The following is a 19,500-nucleotide window of genomic DNA, read 5'->3' on the forward strand; positions in this document are numbered from 1 at the left end:
GACATCCAGATGCATCGACTTCCATCGACCCCGAAACTGCGCGCGGCGATCGCCGCCGCGCTCGCACTGGCCGCCGGCGCTTCGCAGGCCGCGTCGCAGGCGCCGGTCGCGGCCGAACACGGCATGGTGGTGAGCGCCCAGCACCTCGCGTCCAAGGTCGGCGTCGACGTGCTCCAGCGCGGCGGCAATGCCGTCGACGCGGCCGTGGCCGTGGGCTACGCGCTCGCGGTGGTCTATCCGGCCGCGGGCAACCTCGGCGGCGGCGGCTTCATGACGGTGCAGCTGGCCGATGGCCGCAAGACCTTCCTCGACTTCCGCGAGAAGGCGCCGCTGGCCGCCACGGCCAACATGTACCTCGACAAGGACGGCAACGTCATCAAGGGCCTGAGCACCAACGGCCACCTGGCCGTGGGCGTGCCCGGCACGGTGTCGGGCATGGAGTACGCACGCGAGAAGTACGGCACGAAGAAGCGCGCCGAGCTGATCGCGCCGTCGATCCAGCTCGCCGAGAAGGGCTTCGCGCTCGAGCAGGGCGACATCGACATGCTCTGGACCTCGACCGCCGACTTCCAGAAGGACCCGGTGTCCGGCGCGATCTTCCTGAACAAGGGCGAGCCGTTCCAGGTCGGCCAGAAGCTGGTGCAGAAGGACCTGGGCAAGACGCTGCGCGCGATCAGCCAGAACGGCACCGACGGCTTCTACAAGGGCTGGGTGGGCCAGGCCATCGTGGCCTCGAGCCAGGCCGGCAAGGGCATCATCACGCAGGCCGACCTCGACCAGTACAAGACGCGCGAACTGGCGCCGGTCGAGTGCGACTACCGCGGCTACCGCGTGGTGTCGGCACCGCCGCCGAGCTCGGGCGGCGTGATCATCTGCGAGATGCTCAACATCCTCGAGGGCTATCCGCTCAAGGACCTGGGCTTCCGCTCGGCGCAGTCGGTGCACTACCAGATCGAGGCCATGCGCCATGCCTACGTCGACCGCAACAGCTACCTGGGCGACCCCGACTTCGTGAAGAACCCGCTCGATCGCCTGCTCGACAAGGGCTATGCCGAGAAGATCCGCGCCGCCATCGATCCGAAGAAGGCCGGCGTCTCCAAGGACATCAAGCCCGGCGTCGCACCGCACGAGGGCAGCAACACCACCCACTACTCGATCACCGACCAGTGGGGCAACGCGGTCTCGGTCACCTACACGCTCAACGACTGGTTCGGCGCCAAGGTCACGGCCGCCAAGACAGGCGTGCTGCTCAACAACGAGATGGACGACTTCACCTCGAAGGTCGGCGTGCCCAACATGTACGGCCTGGTGCAGGGCGAGGCCAACGCCATCGCCCCGGGCAAGCGCCCGCTGAGCTCGATGAGCCCGACCATCGTGTCCAAGGACGGCAAGCCGGTGTTCGTGGTCGGCACGCCGGGCGGCAGCCGCATCATCACGGCCGTGCTGCACACCATCCTCAACGTGGTCGACTACGGCATGAACGTGCAGGAGGCGGTCGATGCGCCGCGCTTCCACCAGCAATGGCTGCCCGACGTCACCAACGTCGAAACCTTCGCGCTGAGCCCCGACACCCGCAAGATCCTGACCGACATGGGCCACAACCTCGGCGTGCCGCAGCCGGCCAACCACCTGGCGGCGATCATCGTGGGCGCGCCCACGCTGGGCGGCAAGCCGGTGGGCAACAACCGCTTCTACGGCGCCAACGATCCGCGCCGCAACACCGGGCTGGCCGCGGGCTACTGACCGCCACCGGGAAGGCGCCGGACCGGTCCGCGCCTTCTGAGACACTCCAGGGCGGCCGCGTGCGAAGCGCGGCCGCCTTTTCTTTTCGCCATGCAACTGCAAGACATCCTCTATTCCCAGGGCTTCGGCACGCGGCGCGTGTGCGCCGGCCTGGTTCAACAGGGCCTCGTGACCATCGCCGGCGCGGTGGTCGACGATCCCGCCACCGATCTGGACGCGGAGGGCCTGCAGTTCACCGTGCAGGGCACCGCCTGGGCCTACCACGAGAAGGCCTATCTGATGCTGCACAAGCCCGCCGGCACCGAGTGCTCGCAGAAGCCCTCGACCTATCCGAGCATCTACACGCTGCTGCCGTCGCCGCTGCGGCTGCGGCCCAACAAGGGCGCGGTGCAGGGCGTGCAGGCCATCGGCCGGCTCGACCAGGACACCACCGGCCTGCTGCTTTTGACCGACGACGGCCAGTTCATCCACAAGATGGGCTCGCCCAAGCACCACGTGCCCAAGGTCTACGAAGTGACGGCCAAGCACCCGATCGACGACAAGCAGATCGCCCGCCTGCTGGCGGGCGTGGTGCTCGACGACGATCCGAAGCCGGTGCGCGCGGCCGCCTGCAAGTCCGACAGCCCGCTGCACCTGCGGCTCACGCTGACCGAGGGCAAGTATCACCAGGTCAAGCGCATGCTGGCCGCGGTGGGCAACCGCGTCGAGGCGCTGCACCGCTCGCGCATCGGCACCGTGGCGCTGCCCGCGGACCTGGCGCCCGGCCAATGGCGCTGGCTGGCGGCCGACGAGGTCGCCGCTCTGCGCGCGCCTGCGAAATAACTGTCAACTGTCCGCCTTTTCGGCAGCTGGCGGTCAGCCAGCCGTCGGTTCGGATCGTTAACATTCGAAGCCCTTTTCCGGAACTTCCCTTGCGCTTTCTTTCCCGTTCGACCGGCCGCGCCGCGGCCCTGCTGTCCGCCTGCCTGTTCGGCGCGATCGCCTTCATGGCGCCGCTCGCCGCCACCGCGGCCCCCCCGGAACCCCCGCCGATCTTCGTGCTCAACTCGCTCGACGCCAGCGTCAGCGTGATCAACCCGGTCGACTGGACCGAGAAGCAGCGCATTCCGACCGGCAAGGAGCCGCACCACATCTACATGACGCCCGACGAGAAGTCGGTCATCGTGGCGAATTCGGCCGGCGATTCGCTGACCTTCGTGAACCCGCGCACCGCCGAGGTCCAGCGCGTGGTCTACGGGATCATCGACCCCTACCAGCTGCAGTTCTCGCGCGACATGAAGTGGTTCGTGACCGCGGCCAACCGGCTCAACCACGTCGACGTGTACCGCTGGGACGGCAAGGACCTGAAGCTCGCCAAGCGCATCGCCACCGGCAAGACGCCCAGCCATATCTGGATCGACAACACCAGCACCATCGCCTACGTGACGATGCAGGACAGCGACGAGATGATCGCCGTCGACCTGCCGACGCAGACCATCCGCTGGCGCGTGGCCACCGGCCCGATGCCGGCCGACATCTACGGCGTGCACAACGACAAGACGCTGCTCGTGGGCCTGACCGGCAGCGACGGCGTGCAGGTGTTCGACGTGGCGGGCGCGCAGCCGAAGCTGGTGGGCAAGATCCCGACCGGCAAGGGCGCCCACGCCTTCCGCTCGGCCGGCGACGGCAAGAGCGTGTTCGTGAGCAACCGCGTGGCCAACTCCATCAGCCGCATCGACCTCGCCACGCTCAAGGTCACCGACACCTACCCGGTGCCCGGCGGTCCCGACTGCATGGACGTGTCGGCCGACGGCAAGACCCTCTACGTCACCTCGCGCTGGGCCAAGAAGCTCAGCGTGGTCGACCTGGCCAGCGGCAAGGTGGTGCGGCAGGTGAACGTCGGCCGTTCGCCGCACGGCGTCTGGACGCTCGACCATGCGAAACGCATCTAGCCCGCGCCGGCGTGCGGCCGCGGGGCTCGCCGCGCTGCTGGCCGTCGCGGTGGCGATTCCCGCCGGGGCCCAGAGTGCCGCGGCGAGCTGCGAGAAACCCGTCTACCTGACCTTCGACACCGGCCACATGGGCATCGCGCCGCTGGTGGCCGAGGTGCTCAAGCGCCAGCAGGTGCACGTCACCTTCTTTGCCGCCGCCGAGCGCACCCAGACCGACGGCGACAGCCTCGACAACCACTGGGCCGCCTGGTGGAAGGCGAGGGCGGCCGAGGGCCACGAGTTCGGCTCGCACACCTACGACCACGTCTACTGGCGCGCCGACCTCAAGGGCGTGACGCCGAGCTTCCGCGTCAAGCCCTCGGCGGGCGCGCTGGCCGGGCGCGAGTTCACCTGGAGCGCGGCCGAGTACTGCGCCGACATCCGCAAGTCCTCCGAGCGGCTCGAGCTGATCACCGGCAAGAAGCCGCTGCCGCTGTATCGCGCGCCCGGCGGCAAGACCTCGCCCAAGCTGCTGGCCGCCGCGCGCGACTGCGGCTATGCGCACGTGGGCTGGGCGCCCGCGGGCTTCCTCGGCGACGAGCTGCCGAGCGAGAAGTTCAGCAACGAGAAGCTGCTCACGCAGGCGCTCGACACCATCCGCCCCGGCGACATCCTGCTCGCCCACCTGGGCATCTGGTCGCGCAAGGATCCGTGGGCGCCGGCCAACCTCGAGCCGCTGATCGTCGGGCTCAAGGCCAAGGGCTTCTGCTTCCAGACGCTGCGCCAGCATCCCGACTACCGCGCCTGGATCGCATCGCACCCCTGAGGCGGCTTCCGTGATCGACTGGCTGACGGATCTCTTCTCCTCGCTGCAGGGCTGGTTCTTCGAAACCGTCGTGCAGCCCTTCGTCTACGCGATCGGCCTCGGCGGCTGGACCGAGGACGCCTTCGACGCCACCGGCTGGCTGCTGGTCGGCCTGATCCAGATCGTGGTGTTGGTCGCGCTGATCGGCCCGCTGCAACGCTGGCGCGCCGTGGAACCGGTGACCGACCGGCGCGCGATCCGCATCGACGTGCTCTACACGCTGATCCACCGGCTCGGCCTGTTCCGGCTCGCGATGTTCTTCACGCTGCAGCCGGTGTTCGACGACCTCATGGGCAGCCTGCGCGCGGCCGGCTGGGGCACCTTGCACCTCGACGAACTCTGGCCCGGCGTGACCGACGTGCCGGTGATCGCGTTCGCGATCTACCTCGTGGTGCTCGACTTCGTCGGCTACTGGATCCACCGCGGCCAGCACCAGTTCAACTGGTGGTGGGGGCTGCATTCGCTGCACCACTCGCAGCGCCAGATGACCATGTGGAGCGACGACCGCAACCACCTGCTCGACGACATCCTGCACGACACCCTGATCGTGATCGTGGCGCAGCTGATCGGCGTGGCGCCCGGCCAGTTCATCGCCTTCGTCGCCTTCACCCAGCTCAGCGAGAGCCTGCAGCACGCCAACCTGCGCCTGAGCTTCGGCGCCCTCGGCGAGCGGCTGTGGATCAGCCCGCGCTTCCACCGGCTGCACCACAGCATCGGGCTGGGCCACGAGTCGAACGGCAAGAGCACGCTCGGCGGCCACAACTTCGGCGTGCTGCTGCCCTGGTGGGACATGCTGTTCGGGACCGCCAACTTCGAGAACCGCTACGACCCGACCGGCGTGCGCGACCAGGTCGAGCCCGATGCCGCAGGCAAGGTGCGCGACTACGGCCAGGGTTTCTGGGCCCAGCAGTGGCTGGGGCTCAAGCGCATGGTCGGCCGCGGTTGAGCGCGGCGGCTCCGCTCCAGCTGCCTCACCTGCGCGCGGCGTGCGCGCGAACCGGCGAATCGCCCGGCCGCCGGCTCTGGCTTCACGGCCGCGCGGGGCGCGCCGGGTTATCCTCCGGCCCGATGCGCCTGCTCCTCGACTCCTTCTGGCGCGCGGTGGCCTATTGCATGCTGCCGCGCGTGATCGTGCTGTCGCTGGTGCCACTGGGCCTGATGGTGCTGCTGGCCGCCGTCTTCGGCTACTTCTACTGGGACGCCGCGGTCGCCTGGACGCGCGGCGCGCTCGAATCCTGGCCGCTGCTGGCCAGCTTCTGGAGCTGGATCGGGCGGCTGTTCTCGGGCGACGTCACTTCGGTGCTGGCGCCGCTCGCCGTGGTGTTCGCGGCCACGCCGCTGATCGTGGTGCTGTCGCTCCTGATCGTGGCGGGCTTCATGGCGCCGGCGCTCACGCGGCTGGTGGCCGAGCGCCGCTTTCCCTCGCTCGAGCGCAAGAAGGGCGCCTCCTTCTTCGGCAGCGTGGCGCGCTCCATCGGCCTGACCGTGCTGGCGCTGCTCGCGCTGGTGGTGTCGATGCCGCTGTGGCTGATTCCCCCGCTGGTGCTGATCCTGCCGCCATTGATCTGGGGCTGGCTCACCTACCGCGTGATGAGCTTCGACGCGCTGGCCGAGCATGCCAGCGCCGAGGAGCGCGCCACCTTGCTGCGCGCGCACCGGCTGCCGCTGTTGTGCATCGGCGTGCTCTGCGGCTACCTGGGTGCGGCGCCGAGCATCGTCTGGGCCTCGGGCCTGCTGTTCGCGGCCGCCTTCTTCGTGCTGGTGCCGCTCGCGATCTGGATCTACACCCTGGTCTTCGCCTTCTCGGCCCTGTGGTTCGGCCACTACTGCCTCGATGCGCTGGCGCAGCTGCGTGGCCAGCGCGCGGCCGCCGCGGCGGCCGCCATCCCGGGCGACGCCGCCGCCATCGAGGCCGACCAGGCCGTTCTCTCCCAATGGAAATCCCCATGACCCGTGAATTCGGCCTGATCGTCGTCGGCGACGAGATCCTTTCGGGCAAGCGCCTCGACAAGCACATGCCCAAGGTGATCGAGCTGCTCGCGGCGCGCGGCCTGCAGCTCGGCTGGGCCGAATACGTGGGCGACGTGCCCGAGCGCATCACGGCCGCGCTGGCGCGCGCCTTCGCCTCGGGCGACGTCGTCTTCTCGACCGGCGGCATCGGCGCCACGCCCGACGACCACACCCGCCAGTGCGCCGCCAAGGCGCTGGGCGTGCCGCTGGCGCTGCATCCCGAAGCCGAGCTGCTGATCCGCGAGCGCATGCAGGACACGGCGCGCGAGCAGGGCGTGGCCTACGAGCCCGACCGGCCCGACAACATCCACCGGCTCAACATGGGCGTGTTTCCCGAGGGCGCCCGGATCATCGCCAACCCCTACAACAAGATCCCGGGCTTCAGCGTGGGCGACGTCCATTTCGTGCCCGGTTTCCCGGTCATGGCCTGGCCGATGATCGAGTCGGTGCTCGACGCCCGGTATGCCGATCTTTTCGTCCGGACCCGGGTCCTGGAGAAGTCCGTGATCGTTTTCGGTGCCATGGAAGCCACCCTCACGCCCCTGATGCAGGCGATCGAGGAGCGCCATGCGCGCATCAAGGTTTTCAGCCTGCCGAGCGTCGATCACCCCCAGTACGGCCGTCATATCGAGCTCGGCGTCAAGGGCGACCCGGAACTGCTCGACGCGGCCTACGGCCAGCTCATCGAAGGCCTGCACACTTTTAATGCACAACTTGGCCCAGAATTGGTGCGTTGATTTTGATCGCACCAATTTGGTGAATTCGACCGTGTTTCAGGCCGCCAAAGTGCGCGTCGCCGGCCCTTCATCGCAGGCGACAATGGCACAGAAACTGCATCCCGCATCCCTGTATTCCCAACCACCCATCCAACTCAGGAGAAATTGATGGCAAAGACCGTCGCCGACGTCATGAAGCTCGTGAAGGAAAACGAGGTCAAGTTCGTCGACTTCCGTTTCACCGACACCCGCGGTAAAGAACAACACGTGACCGTGCCCGTGTCGCACTTCGATGAAGACAAGTTCAGCTCGGGCCACGCGTTCGACGGCTCGTCCATCGCCGGCTGGAAGGGGATCGAGGCGTCGGACATGCAGCTGATGCCCGACCCGAACACCGCCAACATCGATCCCTTCTTCGAAGAGACCACGATGATCCTGACCTGCGACGTGATCGACCCGACCGACGGCAAGCCGTACGAGCGCGATCCCCGTTCGCTGGCCAAGCGCGCCGAAGCCTACATGAAGGCCTCGGGCCTGGGCGACACGGCCTACTTCGGTCCGGAACCCGAATTCTTCGTGTTCGACGGCGTGCGCTGGAAGAACGACATGTCGGGCTGCTTCGTGAAGATCGATTCCGAAGAAGCCTCGTGGAACACCGACAAGGAATACGAGCACGGCAACAGCGGCCACCGTCCCGCGGTCAAGGGCGGCTACTTCCCGGTTCCCCCGGTCGACAGCTTCCAGGACATGCGTTCGGAAATGTGCCTGGTGCTCGAATCGCTGGGCATCCCGGTCGAAGTGCATCACCATGAAGTGGCCAACGCCGGCCAGATGGAACTCGGCACCAAGTTCAGCACGCTGATCCAGCGCGCTGACTGGGTCCAGCTGCAGAAGTACGTGATCCACAACGTGGCCCACGCCTACGGCAAGACCGCCACCTTCATGCCCAAGCCCATCGTCGGCGACAACGGCTCGGGCATGCACGTGCACCAGTCGGTCTGGAAGGACGGCAAGAACCTGTTCGCCGGCGACGGCTATGCAGGCCTGTCGGACTTCGCGCTGCACTACATCGGCGGCATCATCAAGCACGCCCGTGCCCTGAACGCCATCACGAACCCCGGCACCAACAGCTACAAGCGCCTGGTGCCCGGCTTCGAAGCCCCGGTGAAGCTGGCCTACTCGGCCAAGAACCGCTCGGCCTCGATCCGCATCCCGTTCGTGGCGAACCCGAAGGGCCGCCGCGTCGAAGCGCGCTTCCCCGATCCGCTGATGAACCCGTACCTCGGTTTCGCAGCGCTGCTGATGGCCGGCCTCGACGGCGTGGAAAACAAGATCCACCCGGGCGAAGCCGCGAGCAAGGACCTCTACCATCTGCCGCCGGAAGAAGACGCGCTGATCCCGACCGTCTGCCACAGCCTCGACCAGGCCCTCGAGTACCTCGACAAGGACCGTGCCTTCCTGACCAAGGGCGGCGTGTTCACCGATGCGTACATCGATGCCTACATCGACCTGAAGATGCAGGAAGTCACGCGCTTCCGCATGGCCACGCACCCGGTCGAATTCGACATGTACTACTCGCTCTGATCGCGGTTTCCCGCTCGGAGTAACACGAAAGGACGGCCTCGGCCGTCCTTTTCATTGGGGCCGGAACATCCTGTCATCGGGGGCGTCGAATTGCATGAAAATGCGCCTTTTCGCGCTCTCCCGGGCCCTCGAGGTCCCCAAGATCCCATGAAGACTGCCGCACCACTTCTCCTCCTGGCCGCTTCCCTGTTCGCCCTGCCGGCGCTTGCCCAGGAGCGCGTCTGGCGTTGCGGGAACGAATACACCAACAACGCCACCGTCGCGCAGCAGCGCGGCTGCAAGGTGATGGAGGGCGGCAACGTCACCGTCGTGCAGGGCGCCTCGCGTGCCGCGCTCGGCGGTGCCGCCGCTTCGACCTCCGCGGCCCGCTCGCCGGCCGGCAGCCCGCGCGTCGAGGGTTCCGACCAGCGCGCGCGCGACGGCGAGGCGCGCTCGGTGCTCGAGTCCGAGCTGCGCAAGGCCGAGTCCCGCCAGGCCGAGCTGCAGAAGGAATACAACAACGGTGAGCCCGAGAAGCAGGGCAGCGAAGGCCGCAACTACCAGAAGTACCTCGACCGCGTGGCCGAGATGAAGGCCGAGCTGGCCCGCAACGAAAGCGACATCGCCGGCATCCGCCGCGAGATCAGCCGCCTGCCGGCACCCAAGAACTAACCCGTTCCTGCATCGGCAGGACGAACACCACAGGATTTCCATGGCTTTCGGAAAGAAGGCGGCAAGCGCCAGTCCGCGCTTTCAGGCCTTCGACCTGCTGTCGACCCTGATCGCGGTCGTCAACAGCAAGGGCTCGGTGCTGTTCGCCAATGCCGGCCTCGAAGATGCGCTCGGCACCTCGCGCCGCACGCTCGAGGGCTCGCAGTTCGGCGCCTGCTTCCACGAACCCCAGGTGCTGCGCACCGCCATCGACGGCGCGAGCGCCAACGACTTCGCCACTCTGCGCTACGAGGCCTTCCTGCGCCGCGTCAACCACGAGCTGATGCCGGTGCAGGTCACGCTGGCCAAGGGCGAGAAGGCCGGCGAACTGATCGTCGAGATGCTGCCGCTCGAGCACCAGGTGCGGCAGGACCGCGAGGAGCGGTTGCTCGACCAGGCGCAGGCCAACAAGGAACTGATCCGCAACCTCGCGCACGAGATCAAGAACCCGCTCGGCGGCATCCGCGGCGCCGCGCAGCTGCTGCAGATGGAGGTCGAGTCGCGCGACCTCATCGAATACACCCAGGTCATCATTCACGAGGCCGACCGGCTGCAGACGCTGGTCGACCGGCTGCTGGCGCCGCACCGCCGGCCCCACGTGGTGGGCGACGTCAACATCCACGAGGTCTGCGAGCGCGTGCGCTCGGTGATCCTCGCGGAGTTCCCGCGCGACCTGCACATCGAGCGCGACTTCGACGTCTCGATCCCCGAGTTCCGCGGCGACCGCGAGCAGCTGATCCAGGCCACGCTCAACATCGTCCACAACGCCGCGCAGGCCCTGGCCGAGCGCCGCGCGGCCGGCGATGCGTGCATCACTTTCAAGACCCGGGTCGCGCGTCAGGTGATCTTCAACAAGCAGTGGTATCGATTGGCACTGGAATTGCATGTCATCGACAATGGACCGGGCGTGCCGGACGCGATCAAGGACCGAATCTTCTATCCGCTGGTGTCGGGTAGAGAGGGTGGTACAGGGCTGGGTTTGACGCTCGCACAGACTTTTGTGCAACAGCATCACGGCGTGATCGAGTGCGACAGTGTCCCGGGCCGAACCGATTTCAAGATATTGATTCCGCTGCCCTAGCAGCCACCGGCAACAAGGAGATGCATGAAGCCGATCTGGATAGTTGATGACGACCAATCGATCCGCTTCGTGCTGGAGAAGGCCTTGCTGCGGGAGGACCTTCCTACCCGCAGTTTCACCAACACGCGCGAAGTGCTGGCGGCCCTCGAACAGGCCGCCGAGGACGAGCAGCAGGGCCCGCAGGTCCTGGTGAGCGACATCCGCATGCCCGGCGGTTCCGGGCTCGAGCTGCTCGACAAGATCAAGGCCAAGCACCCGGGCCTGCCGGTCATCATCATGACGGCCTTCTCCGACCTGGACAGCGCCGTCTCGGCGTTCCAGGGCGGCGCCTTCGAATACCTGCCCAAGCCCTTCGACCTGCCGCGCGCGGTCGAGCTGATCCGCCGCGCCGTCGACGAGAGCCAGCGCGAGGAAGTGGCCGAGGAGCGCATGGTCGCCGCGCCCGAGATGCTCGGCCAGGCGCCCGCGATGCAGGACGTGTTCCGCGCCATCGGCCGGCTCTCGCAGAGCAACGTCACCGTGCTGATCACCGGCGAATCGGGCTCGGGCAAGGAGCTCGTGGCGCGCGCGCTGCACAAGCACTCGCCGCGCGCCAACGGCCCCTTCGTCGCCATCAACACCGCCGCCATCCCCAAGGACCTGCTCGAGAGCGAACTCTTCGGCCACGAGCGCGGCGCCTTCACGGGCGCGCAGACCATGCGGCGCGGGCGCTTCGAGCAGGCCGAGGGCGGCACGCTGTTCCTCGACGAAATCGGCGACATGCCCTTCGACCTGCAGACGCGCCTCTTGCGCGTGCTCAGCGACGGCCACTTCTACCGCGTGGGCGGCCACAACTCGGTCAAGGCCAACGTGCGCGTCATTGCGGCCACCCACCAGGACCTCGAGCAGCGCGTGAAGCTCGGCGGCTTCCGCGAAGACCTGTTCCACCGCCTCAACGTCATCCGCCTGCGGCTGCCCGCGCTGCGCGAGCGCGGCGAGGACGTGCCTGCGCTCACGCGCCACTTCCTGCAGCAGAGCGCGCGGCAGCTCGGCGTCGAGCCCAAGCGCATCTCCGATGCGGCGCTCGCCAAGCTCGCGGGCTTCAACTTCCCCGGCAACGTCCGCCAGCTCGAGAACATCTGCCACTGGCTGACCGTGATGGCACCGGCGCAGCTGATCGAGGCCAAGGACCTGCCGCCCGAGGTGCTGGCCTCGGGTGCCGCGCCGCTGCTGGCGCCCGACAGCCATGCGGGCGAGCCCGTGGCGTATGCAACGGCTGCCGTGCCCGTGACGCCGCATGCGTCCACGCCTTTCGCGGGCGCGGTGGCCGACAGTGCCGTGTCGGCACCCGCCGTCGCGGCGCCCGCACCCGCGGACTCCGCCGGCAACTGGGAAAGCGGTCTCGAAGCCGAAGCCCAGGCGCTGCTCGCGGCCGGTCGCACCGATGTGTGGGACGTGTTGTCGCGCCGCTTCGAATCGCGCCTGATCCTCACGGCGCTGTCGAGCACGCGCGGCCGCCGCATCGAGGCCGCGCAGAAGCTCGGCATCGGCCGCAACACCATCACGCGCAAGATCCAGGAACTCGGCATCGAGTGATGCCCGGCGAGCCCGCGGCCTCGGCGCCGCGCGGCTCGTCGTCCTTCCTGTCGAAGACTCAGCGGCTGCGCTGTCCCTGCGTCAGCGAATCGAGCTGGAACTTCCCGCTCTTGTCCCAGAGCCAGGTGTCGATGTAGGTGTGGCCGCCCAGCTTGCCCGGGTTGGGCAGCGGCGAGGCCGCCTTGATCAGCTCCTCGATCATCGGCGGTACCTCGGGCGCATGGCTCGGTATGCGGCTGAAGGTCACGCCCGTGACCTTGCCGTTCGCGTCGATGTCCGTCTCGACCACCACCACCGCATACACCAGCGGCGGGATCTTGCCCTTGTAGATGCGTTGCGCGTACTTCGTGTAGATGTGGCGCGCGCCGATCTTGCGGTAGGCCCGCACCACGGGCGTCTGCGTCGTGATGAGGCGCACCGTGGGCACGTCGGACTTCGCGGGTGGGCCGTCGTCGGGCGCGGTGGTAGTGGTGCCGGGGCTCGCGGGGCCCTCGCCGCCACCGCTCGCGGGCTTCTTGTCGAACACGCCGCAGGCCGCGAGCGACAGTGCCAGCGCGGCCGTGGCCACGGCCTTGGCGATCGCCGCGGCGCGGCGCTTTCCGGCCTCAGCCACCGAGGTCCACGTCGAGCACCACCGGCGCATGGTCGCTGGGCTTTTCCCATTTGCGCGGCACGCGGTCGATCACGCAGCCCTTGACCTGCGGCTTGAGCGCGTCGCTCACCAGCACGTGGTCGATGCGCAGCCCGCGGTTCTTCTGGTAGCCGAGCATGCGGTAGTCCCACCACGAGTAGCTCTTCTCGGGCTGCTCGAACATCCGGAAGCTGTCGGTCAGGCCCAGGCCGAGCAACTGCTTGAAGTGGTCGCGCTCCTCGGTCGTGTGGTGGATGGTTTCCTTCAGGCCCACCGGGTCGAAGCTGTCGCGGTCCTCGGGCGTGATGTTGAAGTCGCCCAGCAGCACCAGGTTCGGATTCGCGGCGAGTTCGGCGCGCAGCCACTCGCGCAGCGCGTCGAGCCACTTCATCTTGTAGGCGAACTTGTCGGAGCCCGGCGCCTGGCCATTCACGAAGTAGCCATTGACCACGCGCACCGGCCCGCGCGGCGTATCGATGGTGGCGGCGATCACGCGCGACTGGTCGTCGGTGAAGCCGCCGATGTTCTTCACCACGTCTCGCACCGGCGCGAGGCTCAGGATCGCGACCCCGTTGTAGGTCTTCTGGCCGAACACCGCCGCGTCATAGCCGGCCGACTTGAGGATCTCGAGCGGGAACTTGTCGTCGCTCATCTTGAGTTCCTGCAGGCACAGCACGTCGACCGGGTTGGCGATCAGCCAGTCGAGCACGTGCTGCAGGCGGGCGGTGAGGGAGTTGACGTTCCAGGTGGCGATCTTCATGGGGTGGGTGAGCTGTCGTTGATCGACAACTGCTGGAGTGTGGGGTGGGCCTCGCGGCCGGCGTGTCCGTGGTTATACCGAAACGCGCGGGCGCCACCGCCCGATCGACTAAGATGAGAACCATTCGTATTCATGAGGCCGCGATCCCCGCACGCCGTTCGGAAGAATGAACGCCGATTCCGCCCTTCACCCGCACCCCCATGCACATGTTCAAGCCCTCTACCGCGGCCACCACGGCTGGCTGCTGGGCTGGCTGCGCGGCAGGCTGGGCAATTCCTTCGATGCCGCGGACCTGGCGCAGGACACCTTCCTTCGCATCCTCACGGCGCCCGACCACACGCCCGAGAAGCAGGGCGACTGGCAGCTGCGCGAGCCGCGTGCCTACCTGACGGTCGTCGCCAAGCGCCTGCTCGCGAACCTGTACCGGCGGCGCTCGCTCGAGCAGGCCTACCTCGATGCGCTGGGCGCGATGCCCGAGCCGCTGGCGCCGTCGCCCGAGCAGCAGGCGATCATTCTCGAAACGCTGCAGGAGATCGACGCGATGCTCGACGGCCTCGCGCCGCCGGTGCGGCAGGCCTTCCTGATGGCGCAGCTCGAAGGGCTGGGCTATGCCGAGATCGCGATGCGGCTGGGCGCGAGCGAGCGCACGGTGAAGCGCTACATGGCCGAGGCGATGGCGCACTGCATCCTGCTGGCGGCATGAGCGCTGCGAGCGCGCAGCGCGTGGTGGTCGACAAGGCCGTCGCCACGCAGGCCGCCCAGGGCTTCCTGCTGCTGCAGTCGGGCGAGGCCACGGCCGCCGACCGCATGCGCTGGACGCAATGGCGCGCGGCCGATCCGGCCCATGAGGACGCCTGGCAACGCGCCGAGCAGGTGAGCCGCAAGTTCGGCCTGCTACCCGGCGCGCTGGCGATGCCCGCGCTGGGGCGCACGGTGCGGGCCGACCGGCGCGCCGCGGTCAAGGCGCTCGCGCTGCTGCTGGCCGCGGTGCCCGCCGGCTGGGTCGCATGGCGCGCCTCGCCGGCACGCGAATGGCTGGCCGACCACCGCACCGCCACCGGCGAGCGGCGCGAAGTGCGGCTGCCCGACGGCACGCGCATCCAGCTCAACACCGCGACGGCCATCGACGTGGCCTACGACGCCACGCTGCGGCGGGTGCGCCTGCGCGCGGGCGAGATCCTGGTCGACACCGCGCCCGACCGCGTGCCCGCCGGCGACCCCGCCTACCGCCCCTTCGTGGTCGAGACCGCGCAGGGCCGGCTGCGCGCGCTGGGCACGCGCTTCGTGGTGCGGCAGCGCGAGGACCGCCGCAGCCACGTGGGCGTGCTCGAGGGCGCGGTCGAGGTCCGGCCCGACGATGCGCAGGGTCTCGCGGTGGTGGTGCGCGCCGGCGAGCAGGCCGGCTTCTCCGCGTCGGCGGTCGATGCGCCGGGCGCGCTGGACCCGGGGGCCGACGACTGGTCGCGCGGCGTGCTGCGCGTGAGGAACATGCGCCTGCACGACTTCCTCGCCGAGCTCGGCCGCTACCGGCCCGGGGTGCTGCATTGCGATCCCGCGGTGGCCGAGCTGCGCGTCTCGGGCGTCTTCCAGTTGCGCGACACCACGCCCGTGCTCGACAGCCTGCCGCAGGCCCTGCCGGTGCGGGTGCTGTCGCGCACGCGCTATTGGGTGACGGTGGCACCGGCCGGCGGCTGAGGGCGCGCGAGCGCGCCGGGCCGGCCGGCGAAAAAAATCCGCCGCGCCGTGTCCCTTTTCTTCTTCTCGCGTGTGAAGCCTTGAGGAACAGCCACTTCACACCTTCTTGCGAGAGATCTCCCCATGGCCCGTCGCCCTCCGTTCTTCTTCGATTCCCGCATCGCGCGCGCGGTGCATGGCGCCTTGCTCGCCATGGCCTGTGCCGCCGGCGGCACCGTAGCCCAGGCCCAAGGCGCCGACGCCGCGGCCCAGGCCGAACAGCCCAGGGCCTACAGCATCGCCGCCGGCCCGCTCGACGACGCGCTCGCCAGCTTCGCCGCCGCCGCGGGCCTGAGCCTCACGATGCCGCCGGCCCTGGTGCAGAACAAGCGATCGCCGGGGCTGCAGGGCAGCCATGGCGTGCGCGAAGCCTTCGCGCGCCTGCTCGCGGGCTCGGGGCTCGAGGCTGCCGGCGGCGCGGGCGGCGCCTATGTGCTGCGCCCGGCCGCGGCCGGCACCGAGAGCGATGCCGCGGGCGCCACGCTCGCGCCGATCACCGTCACGGCGGCCCCGGTGCGCAGCGCCACCAGCGAGGGCACGCGCTCCTACGCCGCGCCGCTGCTGACGATCGGCAAGGGCGAGCAGGCGGCGAAGGACATCCCGCAGTCGGTCAGCGTGCTCACGCGCCAGCGGCTCGACGACCAGGGCCTCGTCGACCTGCGCGATGCGGCCAATGCCGTCACCGGCGTGGTCGGCGTGAAGGGCGTGGGACCGGGCATGGTGCTGTCGTCGCGCGGCTTCCAGATCGACGCCTGGCAGTACGACGGCGTGCCGGTGCCGCGCAACTGGTATTCGCTGGGCAACTGGGCCACCGAGGCGCTGGTGTTCCACGACCGCCTCGAGGTGCTGCGCGGCGCCGCGGGCCTGCTGCAGGGCACGGGCAGCCCGGGCGGCGCCGTCAACCTGGTGCGCAAGCGCGGCCAGTCCGAGAAGACGCTGGTGCTGACCGGCAAGGCGGGCAGCTGGAACCACTACGGCGCGCAGCTCGACGCGGGCGGGCCGCTCAATGCCGAGGGCACGCTGCGCGGGCGCGTGGTGATCGACGAGGACCGCAGCCATTCGTTCACCGATTTCGTCTGGAGCCGCACGCGCTCGCTCTATGGCGCGATCGACTACGACCTGTCGCCGGACACCACCCTCGGCCTGGGCATCAGCCAGATGAAGGGCAGCGGCCGCCCCATGCTGCGCGGCTTCCCGCGCTATCCCGACGGCAGCGACATCGGGCTGCCGCGCTCGGTGTACACGGGCGCCTGGTGGAACCGCCACGACAGCGAGCAGACCACCCTCTATGCCGACCTGGAGCATCGCTTCAACGCGAACTGGAAGCTCAAGGCCTCGGCGCTGCGCATGAACGAGCGCAATGCCTCGCAGCACCAGCGCATGCACGGCAACGTGCAGCCCGACGGCAGCGGGCTGAGCTTCGCCGACTGGGACAACCTGTTCGATTCGAGGAAGGCCGGGCTCGACGTCTATGTGCGCGGCCGCTTCGAGGCACTGTCGCTGGAGCATGACCTGACGGTCGGCGCGAACTATGCCAAGTACACCTCGAAGGACCGCTTCGGCCGCCGCTTCACGAGCGGCGGCAACATCTTCGCGCCCGACCACTACCGGCCGGCGCAGAACTACGAGACCATCCTCGCGGCGGGCGGCATCAGGAGCCACACCGAGTACGACATCAGCCAGTCGGGCCTGTACGGCAGCTGGCGCGTGAAGCTCGCGGAGCCGCTGACGGCGATCCTCGGCGCGCGCGCGAGCTGGTACGACTACCTCTATGCCGACCGCACCCGCGACACCCGCAGCACCGTCAGCACCAACACCAGGATCACGCCCTATGTCGGCCTGGTGTTCGCACTCGACCGGCAGTGGTCGGCCTACGGCAGCGTCACCGAGGTGTTCGAGCCGCAGTCCGAGCGCGCGCTGAACAACGAGCCGCTCAAGCCGATCACCGGCCGCAACTACGAGCTGGGCCTGAAGGGCGAGCTGATGGACGGCCGGCTCAATGCCTCGCTGGCCGTGTTCCGCTACGACCACCGCAACCGCGCCGTGACCGACTACGACAACGGCTATGCCTGCGACGACTGGTACTGCTACAAGTCCTCGGGCAAGGTGCGCAGCGAAGGCTTCGAGGCCGAGCTCAGCGGCGAGATCGCGCCGCGGCTGCAGCTCACGGCCGGCTACACCTACAACACGACCAAGTTCCTCGAGGACCCCGACAACCAGGGCCAGGTCTTCAGCCAGTGGACGCCGCGGCACATGCTGCGCGTGTGGAGCGACTACCGGCTGCCGGGCGCATGGAGCCGGCTCAGCGTGGGCGGCGGCTTCACGGTGCAGAGCAGCACGCTGGGCTACGACCGCTCGTTCAAGGTGCCGGGCTTCATGGTGTGGAGCGCGCGCGTGGCCTACCAGGCGACGCCCGAGTTGAGCCTGGCGCTCAACGTCTACAACGTGTTCGACAAGCGCTACTACATCCCGGCCTTCAACGAGACCAACGGCAACAACAACTACGGCGATCCGCGCAACCTGATGTTCACGGTGAAGTACACGCCCAGGCTCTGAACCGGCGGCGGAGGGCGAGGGCGCAGGCATCCGTCTAAAATGAGAACAATTCTTATTTGTGCGCGGCAGCCCGGCCGCCAACGCCGTTCGCCGTGTCCGCCATTCCCGCCGCCGAAGCCGACTTCCAGCAAGTCCACTCCCTCTACAGCGACCACCACGGCTGGCTCCAGTCGTGGCTGCGCAGGAAGCTCGGCAACTCCTTCGACGCGGCCGACCTGGCGCAGGACACCTTCGCGCGGCTGCTGACCGCGCGCAACCCGGAGGTGATCGCGCAGCCGCGCGCCTACCTCACGAGCGTGGCCAAGAACATCCTGGTGAACTGGTACCAGCGCCAGGCGCTAGAGCGCGCCTACCTCGAGGCGCTGGCCGTGATGCCCGAGCCCGAGGCGCCATCGCCCGAGCAGCGGCTGATCATCCTGCAGACCCTGCACGAGATCGACGCCATGCTCGACAGCCTCAAGCCGGCCGCGCGGCGCGCCTTCCTGCTGTCGCAGATCGAGGGCCTGAAGTACGAGGACATCGCGCGCGAGCTCGGCGTGTCGCTGGTCACGGTCAAGCGCTACATGCAGCAGGGCTTCCGCGGCTGCCTGGCGCTGATGGCGTGAGCGCGCTGCCGTCTTCCACCGCCGACGCGCCATCGGCGGCACTCCCGCCGCGCGTGCTCGACGAGGCCGCCGAGTGGCTGATGCGCCTGCACGACAGCGCCGCGACCGATGCCGACCGCCGCGCCTGCGAGCGCTGGCGCCAGAGCCATCCCGACCATGCCCGCGCCTGGGCGCGCGCCGAGCTGCTGATGAACAAGCTCGGCGGCCTGCCGTCGGCGCTGGCCATGCCGTCGCTCGCGCGCTCCTCGCGCCATGGTGGCCGCCGCGCCGCCATCGGCCGGCTGGCCGCGCTGCTGGCGGTCGTGCCCGCGGGCTGGCTGGTCTGGCGCTTCGCGGGCGAACGCGGCTGGACCGCCGAGCACCGCACCGCCACCGGCGAACGCCGCGAGCTCCAGCTCGCCGACGGCAGCCGCCTCACGCTCGACACCGCGAGCACGGTCGACGTGCGCTTCGACGCCGCGCAGCGCCTGCTCGTGCTGCATGCGGGCGCGATCCTGGTCGCGACCGCACCCGACACCGCCGCGGCGCACCGGCCGTTCCGCGTGCAGGCCGGCGGCGGCACGCTGGAGGCGCTGGGCACGCGCTTCAGCGTGCGCAGGGAGGAAGAGGGCGCGACCGCGGTCGCGGTGTTCGAGGGCGCGGTGCGCGTCACGCCCGAGCGCGGCGCGTCGCGCGTGCTGCCGGCCGGGCAGCAGACCCGCTTCGGCGCCGACGGCATCGAGGCCTTCGCGCCCGCGGACGAGAGCCGCGTGGCGTGGACCCGGGGCATGCTGCTGGCCGACGCGATGCGGCTGGCCGATTTCGCGGCCGAGCTGTCGCGCTACCGGCCCGGCGCGCTGTATTGCGAGGCGGCCGTGGCCGGGCTGCGCATCTCGGGCGCCTTCCCGCTGGACGACACCGACCGCGTGCTGCGCATGCTGGTGTCGACCTATCCGGTGGATGCGCTCACGCGGCTGCGCGGCTACTGGGTCACGCTGGTGGCCAGAAATATTTCCGCCCAGGGGTGAGACTTTTTTTCGTTTCGGCTGGCAAGGAGGGGA

Annotated in this window: 18 protein-coding genes; 16 read left to right on the forward strand and 2 right to left on the reverse strand. The window is 69.0% G+C overall.

The genetic code is table 11. The annotated features are described in order from the left end of the window. The first annotated feature begins 9 nt into the window (after positions 1-9). The 11 genes from ggt (at position 10) to ntrC (ending at position 12,174) form a co-directional block, all read left to right on the forward strand. Positions 10-1,743, forward strand: coding sequence for a gamma-glutamyltransferase (ggt, locus tag R0232_RS10845; protein ID WP_431512100.1), 1,734 nt, complete (start codon positions 10-12; stop codon positions 1,741-1,743). Positions 1,744-1,833: 90 nt separating this feature from the next. Further along, positions 1,834-2,565: a pseudouridine synthase gene (locus tag R0232_RS10850; protein ID WP_431512101.1), complete on the forward strand. Its 732-nt coding sequence runs from the start codon at positions 1,834-1,836 to the stop codon at positions 2,563-2,565. Between the two features lie 89 nt (positions 2,566-2,654). Continuing rightward, positions 2,655-3,674, forward strand: coding sequence for a YncE family protein (locus tag R0232_RS10855; protein WP_431512102.1), 1,020 nt, complete (start codon positions 2,655-2,657; stop codon positions 3,672-3,674). Continuing rightward, the gene (locus R0232_RS10860) at positions 3,658-4,479 is read left to right on the forward strand and encodes a polysaccharide deacetylase family protein (RefSeq protein WP_431512103.1); all 822 of its coding nucleotides are present in this window, start codon (positions 3,658-3,660) and stop codon (positions 4,477-4,479) included. The genes R0232_RS10855 and R0232_RS10860 overlap by 17 nt, the downstream gene beginning before the upstream one ends. A 10-nt stretch (positions 4,480-4,489) precedes the next feature. Next, positions 4,490-5,464 carry a sterol desaturase family protein gene (locus tag R0232_RS10865; RefSeq protein ID WP_431512104.1) on the forward strand — a complete coding sequence of 325 codons (975 nt, stop codon included), beginning with the start codon at positions 4,490-4,492 and terminating at the stop codon, positions 5,462-5,464. A gap of 122 nt (positions 5,465-5,586) precedes the next feature. Next, entirely contained in the window at positions 5,587-6,468 is an 882-nt protein-coding gene (locus R0232_RS10870; protein ID WP_431512105.1) for an EI24 domain-containing protein, read from the forward strand. Then, the gene (locus tag R0232_RS10875; RefSeq protein WP_093343386.1) at positions 6,465-7,265 is read left to right on the forward strand and encodes a competence/damage-inducible protein A; all 801 of its coding nucleotides are present in this window, start codon (positions 6,465-6,467) and stop codon (positions 7,263-7,265) included. Before R0232_RS10870 ends, R0232_RS10875 begins: the two co-directional genes overlap by 4 nt. Before the next feature lie 147 nt (positions 7,266-7,412). Beyond that, positions 7,413-8,828, forward strand: coding sequence for a type I glutamate--ammonia ligase (gene glnA, locus R0232_RS10880; RefSeq protein WP_093343384.1), 1,416 nt, complete (start codon positions 7,413-7,415; stop codon positions 8,826-8,828). Positions 8,829-8,975: 147 nt separating this feature from the next. Further along, on the forward strand, positions 8,976-9,479 hold the full coding sequence (locus tag R0232_RS10885; protein WP_093343383.1) for a hypothetical protein: 504 nt from the start codon (positions 8,976-8,978) through the stop codon (positions 9,477-9,479). 40 nt (positions 9,480-9,519) lie between these two features. Then, positions 9,520-10,599 (forward strand): nitrogen regulation protein NR(II), encoded by a 1,080-nt coding sequence (glnL, locus tag R0232_RS10890; RefSeq protein WP_093343381.1) that lies wholly within the window; start codon positions 9,520-9,522, stop codon positions 10,597-10,599. 24 nt (positions 10,600-10,623) lie between these two features. Next, positions 10,624-12,174, forward strand: a complete 1,551-nt coding sequence (ntrC, locus tag R0232_RS10895; protein WP_431512106.1) for a nitrogen regulation protein NR(I) — start codon at positions 10,624-10,626, stop codon at positions 12,172-12,174. A 58-nt stretch (positions 12,175-12,232) separates the two neighbouring features. Here ntrC and R0232_RS10900 read toward each other — a convergent pair whose 3' ends face one another. Both R0232_RS10900 and xth read right to left on the reverse strand, forming a co-directional pair. Further along, positions 12,233-12,787, reverse strand: a complete 555-nt coding sequence (locus R0232_RS10900) for a hypothetical protein (RefSeq protein WP_431512107.1) — start codon at positions 12,785-12,787, stop codon at positions 12,233-12,235. Continuing rightward, the gene (gene xth / locus R0232_RS10905) at positions 12,780-13,565 is read right to left on the reverse strand and encodes an exodeoxyribonuclease III (RefSeq protein ID WP_093343378.1); all 786 of its coding nucleotides are present in this window, start codon (positions 13,563-13,565) and stop codon (positions 12,780-12,782) included. Before xth ends, R0232_RS10900 begins: the two co-directional genes overlap by 8 nt. A 166-nt stretch (positions 13,566-13,731) precedes the next feature. On the opposite strand from xth, the gene R0232_RS10910 reads away from it, so the two are divergent. The 5 genes from R0232_RS10910 to R0232_RS10930 all read left to right on the forward strand — a co-directional run bounded on the left by R0232_RS10910 (position 13,732) and on the right by R0232_RS10930 (position 19,467). Then, positions 13,732-14,268 (forward strand): sigma-70 family RNA polymerase sigma factor, encoded by a 537-nt coding sequence (locus R0232_RS10910; RefSeq protein WP_431512108.1) that lies wholly within the window; start codon positions 13,732-13,734, stop codon positions 14,266-14,268. Further along, positions 14,265-15,260, forward strand: coding sequence for a FecR domain-containing protein (locus R0232_RS10915; RefSeq protein ID WP_431512109.1), 996 nt, complete (start codon positions 14,265-14,267; stop codon positions 15,258-15,260). The genes R0232_RS10910 and R0232_RS10915 overlap by 4 nt, the downstream gene beginning before the upstream one ends. A 123-nt stretch (positions 15,261-15,383) precedes the next feature. Next, positions 15,384-17,855: a TonB-dependent siderophore receptor gene (locus R0232_RS10920; protein WP_431512110.1), complete on the forward strand. Its 2,472-nt coding sequence runs from the start codon at positions 15,384-15,386 to the stop codon at positions 17,853-17,855. A 101-nt stretch (positions 17,856-17,956) separates the two neighbouring features. Further along, entirely contained in the window at positions 17,957-18,460 is a 504-nt protein-coding gene (locus R0232_RS10925) for a sigma-70 family RNA polymerase sigma factor (protein WP_093343495.1), read from the forward strand. Further along, positions 18,439-19,467, forward strand: coding sequence for a FecR domain-containing protein (locus R0232_RS10930; protein WP_431512884.1), 1,029 nt, complete (start codon positions 18,439-18,441; stop codon positions 19,465-19,467). The genes R0232_RS10925 and R0232_RS10930 overlap by 22 nt, the downstream gene beginning before the upstream one ends. The last annotated feature ends 33 nt before the right edge of the window (positions 19,468-19,500 follow it).

The organism is Variovorax sp. DAIF25, from assembly GCF_050711835.1.
Taxonomy (GTDB): domain Bacteria; phylum Pseudomonadota; class Gammaproteobacteria; order Burkholderiales; family Burkholderiaceae_C; genus Variovorax.